Source organism: Leeuwenhoekiella sp. CH_XMU1409-2, from assembly GCF_037029365.1.
GTDB lineage: Bacteria > Bacteroidota > Bacteroidia > Flavobacteriales > Flavobacteriaceae > Leeuwenhoekiella > Leeuwenhoekiella blandensis.
In genome coordinates this window covers 132,042-150,608 of the sequence record NZ_JAYMEI010000012.1, presented here as the reverse complement: position 1 = coordinate 150,608, position 18,567 = coordinate 132,042, and the positions used below count along the sequence as shown (strand labels likewise).

At 39.1% G+C, this 18,567-nt stretch carries 17 protein-coding genes; 13 read left to right on the top strand and 4 right to left on the bottom strand.

What is annotated here, in order from left to right; translation table 11 throughout:
• The first annotated feature begins 2 nt into the window (after positions 1–2).
• From WA338_RS13530 to WA338_RS13520, 3 genes are all read left to right on the top strand, one after another.
• Positions 3–1,502 carry a RagB/SusD family nutrient uptake outer membrane protein gene (locus WA338_RS13530; RefSeq protein WP_040532632.1) on the top strand — a complete coding sequence of 500 codons (1,500 nt, stop codon included), beginning with the start codon at positions 3–5 and terminating at the stop codon, positions 1,500–1,502.
• A 282-nt stretch (positions 1,503–1,784) separates the two neighbouring features.
• The gene (locus tag WA338_RS13525; protein ID WP_009779707.1) at positions 1,785–3,467 is read left to right on the top strand and encodes a carboxylesterase/lipase family protein; all 1,683 of its coding nucleotides are present in this window, start codon (positions 1,785–1,787) and stop codon (positions 3,465–3,467) included.
• Between the two features lie 28 nt (positions 3,468–3,495).
• Positions 3,496–5,838 carry an alpha-L-rhamnosidase-related protein gene (locus WA338_RS13520; protein WP_336093760.1) on the top strand — a complete coding sequence of 781 codons (2,343 nt, stop codon included), beginning with the start codon at positions 3,496–3,498 and terminating at the stop codon, positions 5,836–5,838.
• 34 nt (positions 5,839–5,872) lie between these two features.
• Here WA338_RS13520 and WA338_RS13515 read toward each other — a convergent pair whose 3' ends face one another.
• Positions 5,873–6,574 carry a LytR/AlgR family response regulator transcription factor gene (locus tag WA338_RS13515; RefSeq protein WP_009779709.1) on the bottom strand — a complete coding sequence of 234 codons (702 nt, stop codon included), beginning with the start codon at positions 6,572–6,574 and terminating at the stop codon, positions 5,873–5,875.
• The gene (locus WA338_RS13510; protein WP_009779710.1) at positions 6,571–7,389 is read right to left on the bottom strand and encodes a sensor histidine kinase; all 819 of its coding nucleotides are present in this window, start codon (positions 7,387–7,389) and stop codon (positions 6,571–6,573) included. Before WA338_RS13510 ends, WA338_RS13515 begins: the two co-directional genes overlap by 4 nt.
• A gap of 215 nt (positions 7,390–7,604) precedes the next feature.
• On the opposite strand from WA338_RS13510, the gene WA338_RS13505 reads away from it, so the two are divergent.
• Positions 7,605–8,777, top strand: a complete 1,173-nt coding sequence (locus tag WA338_RS13505; protein ID WP_009779711.1) for a metallophosphoesterase — start codon at positions 7,605–7,607, stop codon at positions 8,775–8,777.
• A 77-nt stretch (positions 8,778–8,854) separates the two neighbouring features.
• Here the strand turns inward: WA338_RS13505 and WA338_RS13500 are convergent, their stop codons facing one another.
• Positions 8,855–10,663 carry a glycoside hydrolase family 2 protein gene (locus WA338_RS13500; protein ID WP_040533296.1) on the bottom strand — a complete coding sequence of 603 codons (1,809 nt, stop codon included), beginning with the start codon at positions 10,661–10,663 and terminating at the stop codon, positions 8,855–8,857.
• 104 nt (positions 10,664–10,767) lie between these two features.
• Positions 10,768–12,183 (bottom strand): MBL fold metallo-hydrolase, encoded by a 1,416-nt coding sequence (locus tag WA338_RS13495; protein ID WP_009779713.1) that lies wholly within the window; start codon positions 12,181–12,183, stop codon positions 10,768–10,770.
• 188 nt (positions 12,184–12,371) lie between these two features.
• Here WA338_RS13495 and WA338_RS13490 point away from each other — a divergent pair, with 188 nt between their 5' ends.
• The 9 genes from WA338_RS13490 (at position 12,372) to WA338_RS13450 (ending at position 18,537) form a co-directional block, all read left to right on the top strand.
• Positions 12,372–13,253: a helix-turn-helix domain-containing protein gene (locus WA338_RS13490; RefSeq protein WP_009779714.1), complete on the top strand. Its 882-nt coding sequence runs from the start codon at positions 12,372–12,374 to the stop codon at positions 13,251–13,253.
• Between the two features lie 338 nt (positions 13,254–13,591).
• Positions 13,592–14,134, top strand: a complete 543-nt coding sequence (locus tag WA338_RS13485; protein ID WP_009779715.1) for a cupin domain-containing protein — start codon at positions 13,592–13,594, stop codon at positions 14,132–14,134.
• Between the two features lie 245 nt (positions 14,135–14,379).
• Entirely contained in the window at positions 14,380–15,588 is a 1,209-nt protein-coding gene (locus tag WA338_RS13480) for an NAD(P)-dependent alcohol dehydrogenase (protein WP_009779716.1), read from the top strand.
• Between the two features lie 38 nt (positions 15,589–15,626).
• Positions 15,627–16,025 (top strand): (R)-mandelonitrile lyase, encoded by a 399-nt coding sequence (locus WA338_RS13475; protein WP_009779717.1) that lies wholly within the window; start codon positions 15,627–15,629, stop codon positions 16,023–16,025.
• A 92-nt stretch (positions 16,026–16,117) separates the two neighbouring features.
• On the top strand, positions 16,118–16,684 hold the full coding sequence (locus WA338_RS13470; protein ID WP_336093754.1) for a DapH/DapD/GlmU-related protein: 567 nt from the start codon (positions 16,118–16,120) through the stop codon (positions 16,682–16,684).
• 11 nt (positions 16,685–16,695) lie between these two features.
• Positions 16,696–17,061 carry a DUF2255 family protein gene (locus WA338_RS13465; protein WP_223088789.1) on the top strand — a complete coding sequence of 122 codons (366 nt, stop codon included), beginning with the start codon at positions 16,696–16,698 and terminating at the stop codon, positions 17,059–17,061.
• 318 nt (positions 17,062–17,379) lie between these two features.
• The gene (locus WA338_RS13460; protein ID WP_154648917.1) at positions 17,380–17,781 is read left to right on the top strand and encodes a cyclophilin-like fold protein; all 402 of its coding nucleotides are present in this window, start codon (positions 17,380–17,382) and stop codon (positions 17,779–17,781) included.
• A 132-nt stretch (positions 17,782–17,913) separates the two neighbouring features.
• Positions 17,914–18,270, top strand: a complete 357-nt coding sequence (locus WA338_RS13455) for a cyclophilin-like fold protein (protein ID WP_040533301.1) — start codon at positions 17,914–17,916, stop codon at positions 18,268–18,270.
• Between the two features lie 33 nt (positions 18,271–18,303).
• Positions 18,304–18,537 (top strand): tautomerase family protein, encoded by a 234-nt coding sequence (locus WA338_RS13450; RefSeq protein ID WP_009779723.1) that lies wholly within the window; start codon positions 18,304–18,306, stop codon positions 18,535–18,537.
• Positions 18,538–18,567: the final 30 nt, after the last annotated feature.

Sequence of the window (18,567 nt, the reverse complement as noted above, 5' to 3'; positions counted from 1 at the left end):
TCATGAAAAGCATATTTAAAATATTTCTAATTCTTTTCGCAGGCATAATGATTTCCTGCGAAGAAGATTTTCTGCAACTGCCCCCGGAAGACTCTTTGAGTAAAGAAATTTTCTTCAACACTCAAAGTGATTTTGAACAAGCTATCAATGCTACCTATGCGCCATTGCGGGCGCTACACGAAGTGCCCAATGGCGTCAATTTTCAAGGGGCTTGGGGTCTGGGTGAACTTACTTCAGATAACACGTATTATAAATACAACTCAAATTATCGAGCAGTACAAGATGGAGAAAGCTTGGCCGATTTTTATGTGAATGACGGTAATGCTACCATCCAAAACAATTATGTGACCAATTATCTAATCATTTCGCGAGCCAATCAAATTCTTGCATTGATTGATGATGTCGAGTTTGATGCTGCTGCTGTAAAAGACAATGTTAAAGGGCAAGCATTGTTTTTAAGAGCGCTTAGTTATTTTGAGTTAGTACAATTTTATGGCGCTATACCGCTTCACTTAGTGCCGGTTACCGGTCGTGAAGATGCGGCGCTGCCACTTTCTGCACCCGGTGAGGTATATACTCAGATTTTAGCCGATGTGAATGACGCGATAAACCTTTTACCGGTTAAATCTAATCAGGAAGCCGGTAGAGCTACGAGAGGATCGGCACAGATGCTGTTAGCTAATGTCTATATGGTTCAAGAAAATTGGGATGATGCAGAAACTTTATTAAAAATCATCGATGCTTCAAATGAATATGATTTGTTAGGAAGTTATGCAGCTGTTTTTGATTTATCTAACCAAAATAGTATTGAGTCTATTTTTGAAGTTCAATATTTAGAAGGGACAGATGGTTTTGCAAGTTCTTTTCAGTACGAGTGGCTTCCGATGCCATTAACCGGAGAGCAGGTAGCCTCAATTACCGGGGTCACTAATTCTCAGGCAGCCAACACTCAAGGCTTTAATATACCAACACCAGATCTTCTCGGGAGTTATGAGGATGGTGATACCCGTAAGTCAGCTTCGATTGACAGTATTCTTTTAGAAGGTACCTATTTCCCCTATATCGACAAATTTTGGGAACCGCATTCAACGCCGCAGTTAACCGGAGTAAATTGGCCCGTTTATAGGTTTTCTGAAGCCTTGTTGTTTCTTGCAGAAGCTATAAATGAGCAAGGAAGACCCGGAGAAGCAGAACCTTATATAAATCGTGTAAGAGCTAGAGCAGGTCTTGACCCGGTAAGTGGTCTTAATCAGAACCAAATGCGTGAAGCTATTATGAACGAGCGACGCGTAGAATTAGCCTTTGAAAATAAGCGCTGGTTAGATTTGGTACGTACAGGTACGGCTCAGGAGGTGATGACCGCTTTCGGCCAGCGCGTAAAAGCTAATCCACAAGACTACTATTTTCCTGAAGGTTTTGCACCACCTGCGGCGGCTTTCAATTCTATATATACAACATTTCCATTACCGGCGAGTGAGGCTTTATTAAATCCAAATTTTTAGAGTATCGGTAAATTAATAAGAGAAGAAGATGTGTTTGTTTGTTTTTCTTTCCTGGTGTTTTTTAATGCCGGGAAAGATTTTCAAACTAATTTCATTTTTTACAAAATACGTTGAAAAATAAAATTCTAAAATATCAAAGCAGATTTAATAGTTCGTCACTAATTTTTTGTGAAACTAAGCGTATAAATAGGGATCTGTGCAATTCATTAAAATTAAATACTCTTATTTTTAAAGGGACAAAACAACAGAAGCAAATCAATCTGAAAAATAAAGCTAATAGTTATGCATTCGCGTAGATCATTTCTAAAAACAACTTCTGCTACAGCAGGCCTTTTTTTATTATCTGGAAACTTTTGGGTTCGAGGAATGGGCTTAATAAATAGTCCCGAAGAATATATTACAGCAGAAACCCAGTATGGCAGTATAAGAGGAAGTAGGTCTCAAGGGGTTAATGCCTTTAAAGGAATTCCATATGCGGGCTCAGTTTCTGGCTTAAATAGATTTAAAATGCCAGCTCAGTTAAAACCGTGGACTGGAATACGGGACGCATTGACCTTAGGAGCTCCAGCTATTCAAGCACCGCGACGAGGTGAGCCTCAGCCAGATGAAGATTGCTTATTTCTTAATGTGTGGACACCGGCCAACGACAATAAAAAAAGAACTGTTATGTTTTACAACCACGGCGGTGGCTTCGTAATAGGTTCTGGAGGTTCTGCGGGACAAGATGGAGCTAATTTAGCCAGAAATTTTGATGTGGTGGTTGTCGAGACAAATCACAGACTGGGAATTCTAGGTTTTTTATACCTAGATGCTATTGGCGGGGAAGAATATGCAGGTTCGGGTAATATGGGACTTTTAGATATTACTGAAGGGCTCAAATGGGTGCACAATAATATTGAATCCTTTGGTGGAGATCCTGAAAATGTTATGATTTTTGGGGAATCTGGTGGAGGAGCTAAAACCTCTTGTCTCTATACGATGCCGGCTGCTGCGCCCTATTTTAATAAAGCATCTATAGAAAGTGGTCCGGGCGTTCGAATGCTTACCAAAGAAATGGCTGAACAAAATACTGAGATGATTCTCCGACAGTTTGGACTTACAAAATCAAACTGGAGAAAGTTACTTGACATACCAGCCGCTGAAATATTGAAAGTTCAGTCTCAGCTTCCGTTTGTTCCACCATTTCAAGAAAGAACAACTGCATCTAGTTTAGCAAAAACTCAGGTGGGTGGAGTAGGACCTGTAATAGACGGTGTGGTGATGTCTCAGCATCCTTTTGATCCTGTTGCGCCAGCCATTTCAAAAGACAAACCTTTAATGGTAGGGTGGAATGAAGATGAGTATACCTTTTTTGCGTGGGAACGAAGAGATACTGAATTTGCAAATCTTGATTTTAAAGGGCTTGAGAAGCGCTTAACTCCGCAGTTTGGTAATGATACTCAAAAAATCATATCAACCTATCGGCAAGCTCGCCCTCAGGCGAGTGCAGCAGATATATTCATAGCGGTATCTTCAATTACGATGATGGGGCTTGGGTCTGTAGAAATTGCAGAGGCAAAGCTAGATCAACAAAGTGCTCCGGTATATTTGTATAATTTCGGGTACAAATCTGAGCGTACGATCCCCGGAACCGATTATCCGATGGGAACACCGCACGCGATGGATATTTCATTTAAATTCAATAATGAGGTTCCGCCAAAAGCGGGAGAAAAGGATCAGCCCAGTTTCTTTGGTGGTGGACGTCCCGAACGCTTTGAGGCTTCGCATAAAATGGCATCCTACTGGACGGGCTTTGCTAAAACGGGAAAACCACACGGCGATGCGTTGCCTGAGTGGCCAGAATATAATCTTAACAACAAGCCCATGATGCGTATTGCAGAGCATTGCGAGGTTATTGATAATCGCTTTGCTCAGGAATTAGCTATGTGGCGTGAGATTGGCCGTTTACCCAAACAGACCAATTAAAAAACATTGTAAAACAAAGATCATAATTATGAAAAATATACTTTCAATTCTAATTTTGATATTCGGGGTGTCGCTTATGGCGCAACGCCCTCAGCAAAGCGAATGGACCGCCAGCTGGATCACATTAGATAAAGAAAATGCAGCGTCTGCAGGGCAATACTTATTTAGAAAAAGCATTGCTCTTGAAGCAGTACCCGAGACGTTCAATATTCGTATTTCGGCAGATAATAGGTACAAGCTTTTTGTGAATGAAAGCTTAGTTTCTACAGGTCCTAACTGGGGAGATATTAAGCATTACAACTATCTCAAGCTTGATCTGGCACCTTATCTGAAATCAGGTCAAAATAGCATTGCAGTACAAGTGTGGAATGAAGCCGACTTGAGACCGGTGGCGCAGTTTTCTTATAAAACCGCGCTTATCATCCAGGGAATGGAAGAATCTTCTCAGGTTATCAATACAGATGAAAGTTGGAAGGTGTTAAAAGACACAAGCTATACACCCAAAAAACAGCAAGTAGATGGCTATTATGCCGCTGGCGCCGGAGATTTTATAGATTTTAATAAGGGAGTTTTCGGTTGGAAAGCGATAGACTTTGACGATACTACGTGGGAAACTGCTGAAAAAGTTTTTGAGGCAACCGCTCAAGGTTTCGGTTTTAGACAACAGGCGGGTTGGCAGTTGGTTCCATCCATTTTACCGGATATGGAATTGAAGAAGGAACGCTTACAAAGTCTACGGCGGGCAGAAGGAGTGCAGGTTCCTAAAACCTTTCCTCAGGAGCAAACGGCAATTACCATTCCTGCCAATACAAAAGCTACATTGCTTCTAGATCAGGAACATCTTACAAATGCGTACTTGACATTGCTTTTCAGCAAAGGAAAAAACAGCGGGATCACCCTAACCTATGCCGAAAGTTTATTTGATGCCGATGGCGTTAAGGGAAATAGAAATCGTATAGAAGAAAAAGAAATTAAGGGAAGACGGGATAGTATTATTTCTGGCGGTCAAATGAATCAGGAATTTACAACCCTTACCTATAGAACGTATAGATACCTTCAGTTAGCTATAGAAACGCAGGACGAACCGCTGGTTGTTGAAGATATTTATGGCACTTTCAAAGGTTATCCTTTTGAATTGAATGCACAACTTGACACTAAGGATGAAGAGCTCGAAAAGATGATGGAGATCGGTTGGAGAACCGCCCGACTTTGTGCAGTGGACACCTATATGGATTGCCCTTATTATGAGCGTCTGCAATATGTAGGAGACACAAGAATTCAACATTTTGTTTCTTTTTATAATAGTGGAGATGATCGCTTGATCAAAAACGCCATAAACCTGCTTGATTATTCGAGACAACCTAATGGCTATACGCTAAGCCGTTATCCCGACCGACAAGATCAAGTGATTCCTACTTACGCGCTTTGGTATGTGAGTATCTTGTATGATTACATGATGTATGGTACAGATACCGACTTTATTACTGAAAAATTGATGGGTTCCAGACAGGTTTTAAACTACTTTATCACCTATCTGGATAAGGATGGTTCACTGAAGAATGTTCCCGGATGGAATTATACCGATTGGGTACCTGAGTGGAACTTTGGTGTCGCGCCAATGGCTGAAGATGGTTCTTCGGCATTATTAGATTTACAAATGCTTCTTGCGCTACAATCAGGTATTGCGCTAGAAAAAGAATTGGGTAAACCCGAGTTTGTAACGCTTTATGAAACACTAGCAGCGCAATTAAAAACCACTATAAAATCAAAATATTGGGATGAAGCTTCTGGTTTATTTGCAGATACTCCAGATAAGCAAAAGTATTCGCAGCATGCCAATTCGCTAGCAATTCTCGCTGATATTGTAGATGACCCGACAAAACAAGCCATTGGAGCTAAATTACTTTCAAATGAAGATTTGGCTCCGGCATCGATCTATTTTAAATATTATCTACACCTGGCGCTCAATGCCGCCGGTTATGGAGATGATTATTTAGATTGGTTAGATATCTGGAGAAAAAACATAGATTTAGGCCTTACCACCTGGGGCGAAACATCTCAGGTAGAAACTACACGTTCTGATTGTCACGCTTGGGGAGCGAGTCCAAATATTGAGTTTTTCAGAATTATTTTAGGAATTGAAAGCGCTGCGCCAAATTTTGAAAAGGTAAAAATTGAACCTCATATTGAAGATTTTGAAACAATAGGAGGGGAGATGCCACACCCTGCAGGTATGATCAAAGTAGCTTATGACCAAAAAGGTTCAAAACTGAAAGCGACGATTACCTTGCCAAAAGGTATCACAGGAACTTTTGTTTGGGATGGGAAAGTTCAGGATTTATCCTCTGGCGAAAATACCTTGAGTCTGTAAAATAAAAGGTATTGATTGGTTTCTGATCAATGCCTTATTCTTTCAAAAGTTTATTAACCTGAGCTTTGTAAAAATTACCGATAGGGAGATGCTTTTCAAGAGCTTGGACCCTGTTTCCTTCAATGATCTTGATATGCTTTTTTGAGACGATAAAGGATTTATGAATGCGTATAAAATCAGCTTTAGGTACTTTTTCCATTAAGTCGGAAAGTTTTGATCTAACCAGTAGTTGATCATTTTCAAAGATGATTTTAGCATAATTTCCGGCAGCTTCGATGTAAACAATTTCATCGAGTGTTACCTGAATATGCTTCTTATCAGCATACACAAAAATGGTTTCTTTTTGTAACTTGTTTTCAGTAATACGGTTTGATAAACGCTGTGCGTCTACCTCCAATGCTTTATTGACTGCTTTCAGAAAGCGTTCAAAACTGAAAGGTTTTAAAAGGTAGTCTGAAATTTCCAGTTCGTATCCTTCTAAAGCATATTCTTGATAAGCCGTGGTCACGATGATCTTGGGCTTTTTAGATAAACTTCTTAAGAAATCAAAGCCTTTAAGTTTCGGCATATTTAGATCTAGAAATATGAGATCAACTTGATTTGTCCTGAGATAATCTAAAGCTTCCAGCGCGTCGTAGCAGTGTTTTGCAAGCTTCAAATCTGGAATGAGATCACAATACTCCTTTATGATTTGGTGAGCCATTTGCTCATCGTCAATGATTAGATACTTGGTCATTGGTTTAATTGAAGTTTGGCTTTAAAAATAGCGTCTTGTTTAGAGATACTGAATTTATGCCTTTGTGGATAGGCTAATTCTAATCTACGTTTTAAATTCTTAAGACCAATTCCGTGGTTTTCTTCAAGTTTAGTTGCGTCAAAATTGTTGCTAATTTCAAAATCGATAATGCTGTCTGAAGCTTTCAGGTTTATATGCACAAAAGCATCTTCTCGCAATTTTTCCACGCCGTGTTTAAACGCATTTTCAACAAGAATGATAAACAGCAACGGCATTACTTTCAGGTTTTCATTCTTAACCTCAACATCAAATTGGATATCTACTTTTTTATGATACCGCATTTGATTGAGTGCTATAAAATTTTCTAAGTAGGTTAGTTCTTCAGTCAATTTTACCCGATGCTTTTCACCTTCATAAATGCTATAGCGCATCAATTCTGATAATTTCAGAATAAGTCCTTTTGCCTTATCTGTGTCCTTGCCAACCATTCCGTAGAGGTTATTCAGCATATTGAAAAAGAAGTGCGGATTCACCTGATTTTGTAAATGCAAAAGCTCGTTGACTTTCTTTTCATTTTTAAGAATTATGAGTTCTTTCATCTGAATAACAAGCCAAATCACAGCCCACAAAAGAATAAGTGAATAATAGCACAAAACGCCAATACTAAATGCCGTAGGATAGCCTTCAAGAAAAACTACCGAGTTCTTCCCGAGAAATAGAATTTGGTATGTAACGATACTCAAGGGTATCAGAATCGATAAGCCGATCAGGAATTTAAGAATCCCCCAGCGCTTGTATGAAAACGTAGAAATCATACCGCAAAATACTCAGATTTTGTAAAGCCTGGGCAAACTTGTGATGAATAGGCTTTATAGAATTATAAAATCGGTTTTGAATGGGGTAAACTCAATTTGGATAATGCTAGCAATTATTCAGACTGAAAATGAGTGTGCTGAGCACAAATTTTTCAGCAAAAAGAATCGAAAGAACACATTTGCGGTAAGCATATGTTCAACGAATTAAAAATACAATGAAAACAAGAATTTTACGCTACTTTAAGCATTTAAGCCTTACCATTTTAGTGCTACTCTTAATTTTAATACCTGTCGGGATTTCTGAAGGCGCTCAGGTCAGTTACGGTCACGATTCCGCAAGTCTCAATTTTGATGGCGAAGGTCCGTATGTATTTTATAAGAATGACAGTTTGGTTACGTTAAAGTATATTAGAGGAAACAAGGACGATGGTTTTGCAATAGATGAAAAGGACTATTCTGTAAATCAACCTATTCCTGCGGAAGTTTATTTTCCTTTAGATCAGACGAAATTCAATTTTACGATACCAACAAGCTTTGAGACTCCACGAAGTATTTATAGGGACAACAAGAAGATCTTAGCGATTTCTGATATTGAAAGCGGATTTAAAACTTTTCGAGATTTTCTAATTCAAAACAAAGTGATCGATAAAAACCTGCATTGGATCTTTGGTGAAAATCATCTTGTCCTGTTGGGAGATTTTGTAGATCGTGGATTTTCAACAACTCAGGTGCTTTGGTTGATTTTCAAATTAGAACAGGAAGCCAAAAAGCAAGGCGGAACCGTACACTTTATATTAGGCAACCACGAATTGAAGAATATGTACGGCGACCATCAGGCGGCTTCTTTAAAATATACGTTTGTCGCTTCGATGCTTGGCAAAACACAGTCTGAACTTTACAGTAAAAATGCTGTCCTAGGAAGATGGTTGTCTAGTAAAAATGTAATTGAATCCATCAACGGAACGCTTTTCGTGCACGGTGGTTTACATCCTGAAATCACCGCTTTGAATATGAGCATTCCGCAGATCAATGCTTTTATGCGGAAAACCTATTATGAAGCGCCTTATCCAAAAGTTGATGAGGATAAAAAAGAGCTTTTAATTTCATCCAAAACCGGTATTTGCTGGTATCGTGGTTATTTTAAAGAAGATCTAAGTCAGGAAGAAGTTGAAAAACCTTTGAAGAAACTTAAGGCAAACGCTGTGGTGGTAGGACATACGTTACATTTTAGCGTCAAGAAGTTTTTTGAAGGCAAAGTGTATGGAATCGATGTAAAACATAGCAGTGATTATCACAAAAACTGGCCAGATTATGATTCTGAAGGTTTGCTTATCACAGACGGAAACTATTACAGAGCTATGGCAGATGGAACGCTTGAAAAATTATAGAGCATGAAATTCTGGTGAAATATAAAGCCTGCTGTTCGACGTGTGCAGCAGGCTTTGATGTAAAGTACGGGTAAGAATTACTTGTTGTCGTAATATTCCTTTAGAATAAAGAATGCTTTTTTCTTTTGACCTTTTTCAGAAATCAGGCCTTTTCTGTTCCAGCCGTCCTGTACTCCACGCAGTTGACGTAGCGGAGACATGAAATCTACAAGAATCCACGGGGTCATCCCTGCCAGACCTTCAATTTTGTCAAACATCGCAAGACTTTCTTTGTAAAGATTCTCTTGAAATTCTTCAGACCAGCGGGTGTGTTTATCGCCGTGAAAGCCTTGTAGAGCGCCACCACCAAACTCACTTACGATAATAGGTTTCTTCATTCCTGTAGTAAACGATTTGGTACGACTTTCTTCCGGTAGGCCGCCATACCATCCTAAATATTCATTGATGCTTATGATGTCTAGTTTTTCGATCAAAGGATCGTTGTAGGTGTATACGCTATCAGGATGACCGTCTATTTCCTGGTCTTTTTTTACAGCGGCAGAAATCAAACGTGTACTGTCTTTGCTGCGGATGTAATCTGCAAGATTTGATAAAAAGTTGTTACGGTCTTTACCGGGAGCCGTCTCATTAGCAATCGACCAAATGATCGAACTAGCACGATTATAATCGCGATTTATGAGTTCGTCATATTGTGACTTGGCTTTTTCCAAAACTTCAAGATTTCCCCACTGAATTCCCCAATACAAAGGTAATTCTTCCCAGAGTAGAATCCCTTTTTCATCCGCCAGGCGCACCAGTTTTTCTTGATGTGGATAATGTGCCAAACGAATAAAGTTACAACCTAATTCTTGGGCCCAATTCAATACAAGCTCTGCATCTTCAGTGGTGTTTGCGCGATCTTTTCTGAACGGATTCTCGTCGTGCAGGCAAATTCCTTTTAAGAAAACCGGCTTCCCGTTTAATAGAATTTCACGCCCTCTGGTTTCAATAGTTCTAAACCCAACAGCATCTTTTACGCTGCTTGAACCTGCGCTGATGTGCACTTCATACAATTTGGGGTTAGCAGGTTCCCATAACTTGAGGTTTTTTACAGAAAAACTAAATGTTGTCGGGCCTTCCTGATTTGTGTTGAAGGTTTCTTCAACCTTTAGCTCAGGAATTTTCACGCTGATTTCCTGCGTAATTTGAGGACCGTCAAAAAAGACAGAACCCTTGATCGTTTTGTTTTTCTTATCAAGACTGCTTTTGTCAAGTGCGATAAAAAAGTTGTTGATAAACGTTTTCTCGGTCTCTAGGAGTTTGACGTCACGTGTGATTCCCCCGTGGTTAAACCAGTCGGTAACCACTGACGGAATATAATCTGCGCGTCTCCCGCTGTTTACACCAATGATGAGGTAATTGTCTTTTTCCTTTAGTAAATCGGTGATCTCATAAGAGAACGGAGTGAAACCGCCTTCGTGCTCACCCAGTACCTTCCCGTTAAAGGTAACTTTGGTCTTGTAATTGGCAGCACCTACATTTATAAAATAGCGCTTGTTGGCGTCTATGTTTGCTTTGTCAAAGGTTTTGCGATACCAAACAATACCTTCAAAATATTTCAATTCTGGTTTTTGGGTGTTGAAACTTCCCGGTACATACAAGGTTTCAGCGGTATCAAAACTATATTCTACGCGATCGGTTTTTCCTGTAGCTTCTTTATTTTCATACACGGCTGCGCCACCCATACCGCCTGTTTTGTAAGGGTCAAGAACGTATTCCCATTTTCCGTTGAGGTTGGTGTACTTACGGTTAACGGTATTATTGATAAAAAGATCTTGCCCATGCACATAAAAAATAGATTGGCTAAGGACGAGACAAAGGATAAAAAGTTTGATATAGCGTTTCATCTTGAATTTTGATTTGAAGTGTAAAATATACACTTTTTTGCAAAATTCAGATTTTATTTTAGTATTTATTGAAAAGAGCGTCATTTTAGACGCTCTTTTTGATTTTATAATAACGTGCTGGGACAGACGTATTGAGAGATTTTGACTTGAGTTTCTTTGATACTTTTAAAACCACCTAAGACATCTGCAAAACTTTCATAACCGCGTTGTTTGAGCATAGATGCGGCAATCATACTGCGATAGCCACCACCACAAAACAAAATGAAGGAGCGGTCTTTAGGTATTTCTGCCAGACGCTCACTGAGTTGGTTAAGCGGAATGTTGATACTGCCTTCTACATGTTCTGCGTCAAACTCACTTTTTTTACGCACATCGATAAAGAGCAGGCGATTTTCATTATACATTCTTTCAAAGGCTTCGCAAGAAATACGTTCTATAGAATCGATCTCTTTTTCTGTATTTTTCCAGCTTGTAAAACCACCTTTTAAATACCCTATGACGTGATCATAACCTACTCGGGCCAGCCGCGTGATGGCCTCTTCCTGTTTGCCTTCTTCTGTAACCAATAAAATTTCCTGTTCAATATTGGTGATGAGTTCGCCTACCCAGGGAGCATAGTTTCCATCAAGGCCAATATTGATACTGTTTGGGATAAATGCTTTGGCAAAATCATTTGCATTTCTCGTGTCTAAGATGAGCGCTTGTGAGACATTCGCAACAGCTTCAAATTCATCAGGAGTAAGCGGGTTTTCGGCATTGTGTTTTACCTTATCAAAACTCTCGTAACCCTGAATATTCATCAGCACATTTTTAGGAAAATATCCCGGAGGTGTTGTAAGTCCGTCAAGCAATTCCTTTATAAATTCGTCTTTTGACATATCGGCACGCAGTGCATAATTTGTCTTTTTCTGGTTGCCTAAGGTGTCTGTAGTTTCTTTACTCATTTTTTTACCACAAGCCGATCCTGCTCCGTGATTAGGATAAACGATTAGCGTGTCGCTAAGCGGCATAATTTTGTTACGTAAAGAGTCGTATAAATGGCCCGCGAGCTTTTCTTCGGTCAATTCTGAAACCACGTGCTGCGCAAGATCTGGTCTACCCACATCTCCTATAAAAAGAGTATCGCCGGTAATGATCCCGTGTTCTTTTCCGGCTTCATCAATAAGAAGGTATGTGGTACTTTCCATCGTGTGCCCAGGAGTGTGAATCACTTTTACCTGATAATCGCCAATTGAAAAAAACTGACCATCTTGAGCTGTTATCGCTTCATAGTTAGGTTTGGCGCCGGGACCAAAAACAATTTGTGCTCCGGTTTTTTGATGCAGGTCCAGATGACCACTCACAAAATCTGCGTGAAAGTGCGTTTCAAAAACATACTTGATTTGCGCGTTATCTTTTTCTGCACGCTTGATGTAGGGCGCAACTTCGCGTAAAGGGTCAAAAATTGCAGCTTCGCCCTTATTCTCGATATAATAGGCAGCGTGTGCAAGACATCCGGTATAAATCTGCTCAACTTTCATAATACTGAATTTTAAAATGATTGTTTAAAGTTCGATTTGATTTTTAGAAGGTTGTGTAACCTGCGTTGCAAATTTTTAATTTTTATAAGCTATTTTATATGACTTAAGTCAGTGTTCTAAAAAAAAGAGAACCTGTTTAATTGATTTTTGTCAAAGGCTGTAAGATTTGAAAATCTTAAATTTGAAGTATGAGCGCAATTACAAAAAGATCGGTTTCAGAGTTTAATAACGAGTTAAAGCTAAAAGGTTTTAACGTGTTTAGAATCGAAGACGATAGTGCTTCTACCAAAATCTATAGCCGAAAGGATTTTTACAAGATCTGTCTCACTACCGGGGAGAGTGTGATTCATTATTCTGATAAAAGTTATAAAACAGACGGGAAGACCGTACTGTTTTTTGGCAATCCCCATGTGCCTTATTCTTGGGAGACTTTATCTAATAAATATGTAGGCTATACGTGTTTGTTTTCTGATGAATTCTTGACGCTTTCAGAGCGTTCTGAAATGTTGCAACAGTCGCCTTTGTTTAAATTAGATGGCACTCCGGTGCTTCAGATTGCAGATGAACAGCGGGTGTTTTTAAACTCGATGTTTGAGAATATGATCAGAGAGCAGCAGAGCGATTACAGCAATAAAGATGATGTGATGCGCAACTACATCAATTTGATCATTCACGAGGCTTTAAAATTAGAACCTTCACGCAATTTTCAGCAGAATCAGGATGCCTTATCAAGACTTACCAATGTATTCTTAGAGCTTTTAGAGCGCCAATTTCCGATTGAAGGAATCGATCAGCCTTTAAAATTACGTACGGCCAAAGATTATGCAAATACGCTGGCGGTGCATGTGAATTACTTAAATCGTGCCGTAAAAAAAGTGACCGGCCATCCTACCACTTCACATATTAACGGGCGTATCATCAATGAGTCAAAGGCATTATTGCTTCACACGGACTGGAGTGTAAATGATATCGCTTATTCATTGGGTTTTGATTACCCGACTTACTTTAATAATTTCTTTAAAAAAGCAACTGGAACAAATCCGGGTTCGTATAGAAAATCAATGGTCTGATCGGGCTTTTGACTGTGTCTAAAATTATAGTTTTCAAACCAAAGAAAAATAGTTGCAGTTAGGTTATTCTTGTCTAATACTTCCTGAAAAATCAGGGTTAGGACTGTTTAACAGTAAATTAAGAGGTCTTCTTATTTTTTAGGTTCAAACGGTTGATGTGTAAGAAGTTATGTTTTTAAGTCCTTAACGGTTTCTTAAGTTTTTATAAGGTAAATTTAAGACTGAGGGATTGAAAATCTTACTTTTTGATTTGATTTTCGTTATCTCAGATGACAGATTCAAAAGTACCTTTGTATAAGATTTCAAACCAAAACGAAAACTAACTAAAAAAACCAAGTATGAAAATGATCAATCTAAGAAATTCCCTTTTTGCAACATCGCTTTTAAGTGTATTGCTGTTAGGAAGCTGTAAAGAAAATACGACCGCAGAAACCGAAGAAGTAGCTTCTGAAGACACGGCACAAGTAGAAACTTCAGCTTCAGAAGAAAGCGAGCTTGATTTTATCTTTCCTAAGGGAAATAAAGGACCAGACAAAAATTTTACAGGTAATGCATTCAATGTTGGTCTGGTAGCACCAGATTCTACCTACACCACCGCAGTAGGAAATGTATACTTTGAGCCGGGCGGAAGAAGCAACTGGCACACGCATCCCGGTGGGCAGATTTTGATCATAACAGATGGTGTTGGATACCACCAGATTGAAGGTCAGCCTAAAGAAATTATGAAAAAAGGAGACGTGCTAAAATGTCCACCAAATACGAGACACTGGCACGGAGCAAGTGAAGATACCGGCGTACAGCAAATGTACATCGTCCCAAATACCGAAAAAGGTATTGTAGAGTGGATGGAAGCGGTTACAGATTCGGTTTACGGCGCTTAAGAAAGGTTCTTACAATCCTACAGTTAACTTTTGTTTATCTGCTTAGTGACCCTGATGTTCATATACATTGGCGTTAAGTGAGTTGGTCGCTAAGCAGCGTAGGATTGATCTTAAAACAAGTTTAGAAATTCTGTTTTAATTGTTTAGATGGAAAAGTGTGTTGCTTTTCGGTCCAGGGATTTCTATGTCTTGCTTCAGGTTAAAGAATCTCTTTGTTCAATAAATATTCAATTAATCGTCTACAAATGAAAGAGCAAACAAATAATAATTCAAGAAGAAAATTTTTACAAAAATCGGCTGTAGCCAGTGCCGCAATGATGAGTGGTTCTTGGGCAGCCTTTTCAAATCAAAACAATATGAGCACAGAAGAAACAGCAAACAATGTTATTCCTAACGGACCTATCAAAACCAAAGGATATGCCGCTACCGACGAATCAGGTAAATTAAGCCCTTGGGAATTTGAAAGAAGACCTGTTGGAGATGACGATATCTTAATCGATATCAAATATGCCAGCATTTGTCACTCAGACATTCATCAGGAAAAAGGACACTGGGGAGAACAGAAATATCCACAAGTTCCTGGTCACGAGATCGTAGGTGTGGTAGCTGCTGTAGGTAAGAATGTAACCAAATTTAAAGTTGGAGACCGTGCAGGGGTAGGTTGTATGGTAGATAGCTGTATGGAATGTGACAGTTGTAACGCCGGTGAAGAACACTTTTGTGATCGCGGTGAAACTAAATTCACCTACGGTGCGCCTTCTGAAGCAGAACCAACAGGAATCACTCAGGGAGGATACTCTAATAAATTAGTGGTAAGAGATCACTTTGCAGTACGCGTTCCTGATCACATCAGTTTTGAAGAAGCAGCTCCGTTGCTTTGTGCCGGGATTACAACTTACTCTCCATTAATGCGTGCGCAATTTAAAGTAGGAGATAAAGTAGGTGTTGCAGGAATTGGTGGTTTAGGACACTTGGCGGTTAAGATCGCGGTTTCTAAAGGAGCTAAAGTGTATGCCTTTACAACTTCAGAAGATAAAGTAGAAGATATCAAATCTTGGGGTGTTGAAGAAGTAATTGTAGTGGATGATGAGTTCAAAAATATGGGAGCTTACAACAAGACGCTTGACTATATGATCTCTACGATTCCCTATCAGTTCAACGTGACTCCTTATGTTATGTGTTTAAAACCCGGTGGAACCTTCACTTTTGTTGGGATGCCAGAAAAGTCAGAAATCACTTTGAACAACCTGATGTTAGCATTCGCACGTGTGAATTTTAACGCTTCACTAATTGGTGGAATTCCAGAAACTCAGGAAGTTGTAAATTACTGTGCAGATAACGGTATTAGACCTTCAATAGAGATCATTAATGCAGAAGAGATCAACGAGGCTTGGGATAAAGTGGTGAACAAAGAAGCAAGATACCGTTACGTGATTGACGCGGCTACTTTCTAAAAGCTTAAATGAAAAGAAAAAGGAAAAAATAAAATGTTATGGATATTACGAAAAACAAAAACATCGATTCTGTAGAAGGACCAGAAGACTATTTTACCGGAAGCGTAAGATTAGATCCTTTATTTGGTCAAAAAGAGAATATTACAAAAGGAGCCGGAACTTTGGTGACTTTTGAAGCTGGGGCAAGAACTGCGTGGCATACGCATCCTGCCGGTCAAACCTTGATCATCACCTCTGGTGCGGGTTGGGTACAACGTGAAGGTGGCCCTATCGAAGAAGTTGGTCCTGGTGATGTAGTTTGGTTTCCACCGGAAGAAAAACACTGGCACGGCGCTTCTCCTAACAAAGCAATGAGTCATATTGCGATTCAGGAAGAGAAAGACGGTAAAGTGGTAGACTGGTTAGAAAAAGTTTCAGACGAACAATACCAGAAATAACCCCCAAATTGTATGACTTAAAAATGCCGGTAATTCTTTGGATTCCGGCATTTCATCTTTCTCATTAAATAAAAACTAAGATTCGATAATTTATGAGTGCAACGAAGAAAAATATTTTCGAGCGATTACTGGCAAATGAAGTGATTCCGATGGAAGATCCCGATTATGGTGATGTTCGTGTAGCTGTTGAAGAAACTATGGGACTCAACCTAAAACTGAATAATGCTGAAGGTTTAGATGGAGTACGAAAATACTTAGGTGAGATCATTGGTACCGAAGTCGACGAAACCACCACGTTGTTCACTCCGTTTTACACCAATGTCGGCAGGCATATCAAATTGGGTAAAAACGTATTTATCAATCACGCGTGTAGTTTTTTGGATCTAGGCGGAATTGATATTGAAGACAATGTAATGATTGGTCCGCGTGTGAATATTTCTTCGGAAAATCACCCTTCAGAAATTGGGAAACGAAACACGATGGTTCCCCTGAAGGTGACCATTAAAAAAGGAGCCTGGCTGGGCGCAAATGTGACGGTGTTGCCCGGAGTGACCATTGGTGAAAATTCAGTAGTGGCAGCCGGAGCTTTGGTCAATAAAGATGTTGAGCCTAATAGTGTTTACGCCGGAATTCCTGCCAAAAAGATTAAAGAATTATAAAATTTAGAACGATGAGTTTAACAACAGAAGAAATAAAAACAATCGCAGCAGAAAACGATTTTCATATCGCACCTTTTCGTGCTGATGGAAAAACCTACGGAACATTAACTTGGATCTGGTCTGTTGAGGTTGAAGGTGAATTATTTGTACGTGCGTATAACGGCACAAGCTCACGCTGGTATCAATCGGCCTTAAGTCAAAAAGCCGGAAAAATAAAAGCTGCAGACATCGAAAAAGATGTAGAATTTGAACCGATCAAAGGCGAAGAGATCAACGAGAAAATCGACGAAGCTTATCGCGCAAAATACAGCAGCAGTCCGTATTTGGGATCAATGATCAGCGATCGCGCAAAAGCAGCAACGGTTCAGGTAAAATAATTGTAAAAGCGGAGTTCTAATACAACTTCAAAAATTTTGATTATTAGTTTTCGAAGCCTCATTGATCGTATTCAATGGGGTTTTGTTTTTTATAGGTTAAAAGTTTTAGGAAATATTATAAAAATCAAACGCTTTGGGAGTGTTGAAATTTATAAAAACCCTTGGTTTTCTTAAAGTTTAGTTAAGCTTAAGGTGGTTTTAAGTAACTGTAAATCAGCAATCAGTTAAAAATAGTTAAATTAAAGGGATGTTTGATTTCCATAGTTTTCAGTTTGAAAAGCTTAAGCTTAAGAGAGTGATTCTTGTTAATTTTGAATAGTGAAATCAAAACAAAAAATGAGTCAGGATCCTCAAAAAGCAACCGAAGTAATTCTTAAAGTAGGAGAGAAAAAATTCAAAGCAAAATTCAACAATTCTACAACAGCGAAAGATGTACTTTCAAAGTTGCCTTACACGGTAAATCTAGATCAATACGAATTTGATTACTGCGGAATTATTCCTGCTCCATTAGCTTTTGACGAAGCAGATAAACACAACGGCTGGACCAATGGCGACATTTGCTTAGCTGATAATTACTTTACGATTTTATATGCCGGTGAAGAACAATCGGCATCCCACACGGGTTTAATCAAAATTGGTGAAGTAGAAGATAAAAATCAGCTTTCAGAAATTAAGAATTTAGGCAGTAACATTAGGTTGACTGTTTCAAGTAGTATATAACATTTTACCCTTCTTTTTCGGTAAGTGATGCAGCAATTAAAAACATATCGAATTTTGTCGATTTTGGTCCTTTTGGTCGGGTTTTTTACAAGTCCGGTTTCGGCTCAAAATCATCAAGAAAATAGTAAGAAAATGAGATTAAAAATAACGATAGGAGATACCGAGTTGATGGCAACTTTATACGATAATGCCACGGCAAAAGATCTTATTGCGCAGTTGCCGTTAACGGTAGAATTGGAAGATTACGCGAGTAACGAAAAGATTTTTTACCCAAAGCCAAAGCTTTCTACACAAGGTGCGCCGGCGGGTTACGATCCTTCAGCAGGCGATATCACGTATTATTCACCTTGGGGAGATATCGCGATTTTTTACAAAGATTTTAAATACAGCAGCGGATTGGTGAGCGTTGGAAAAATCGACGAAGCAGACGTGAAACATCTAAAATTCTCTGGAAATAAAGAAGCAAAATTTGAATTGGTAGCAGAATAATTTCCGCAGAAAAAAATTGAAAAGAAAAAGAAAATGCCACATATACATTTAAAAATAGCAGCGGGACAATCGGAAGAGAACAAGCAAAAACTAGCCGATTTGTTTACCAAAGTAATTACTGAAAATACCGAGAATCCCGACGAAGCGGTTTCGGTAGCGATCGAAGATATTCCGAAAGAAGATTGGAAAGATGCGGTTTACGATAAAGAGATCAAACCCAATATCGAATCGCTCTACAAAAAGCCGGGTTATTCGTTTGATGAATAGACAGTACTAAAAATAGAAATAAGTTTAACC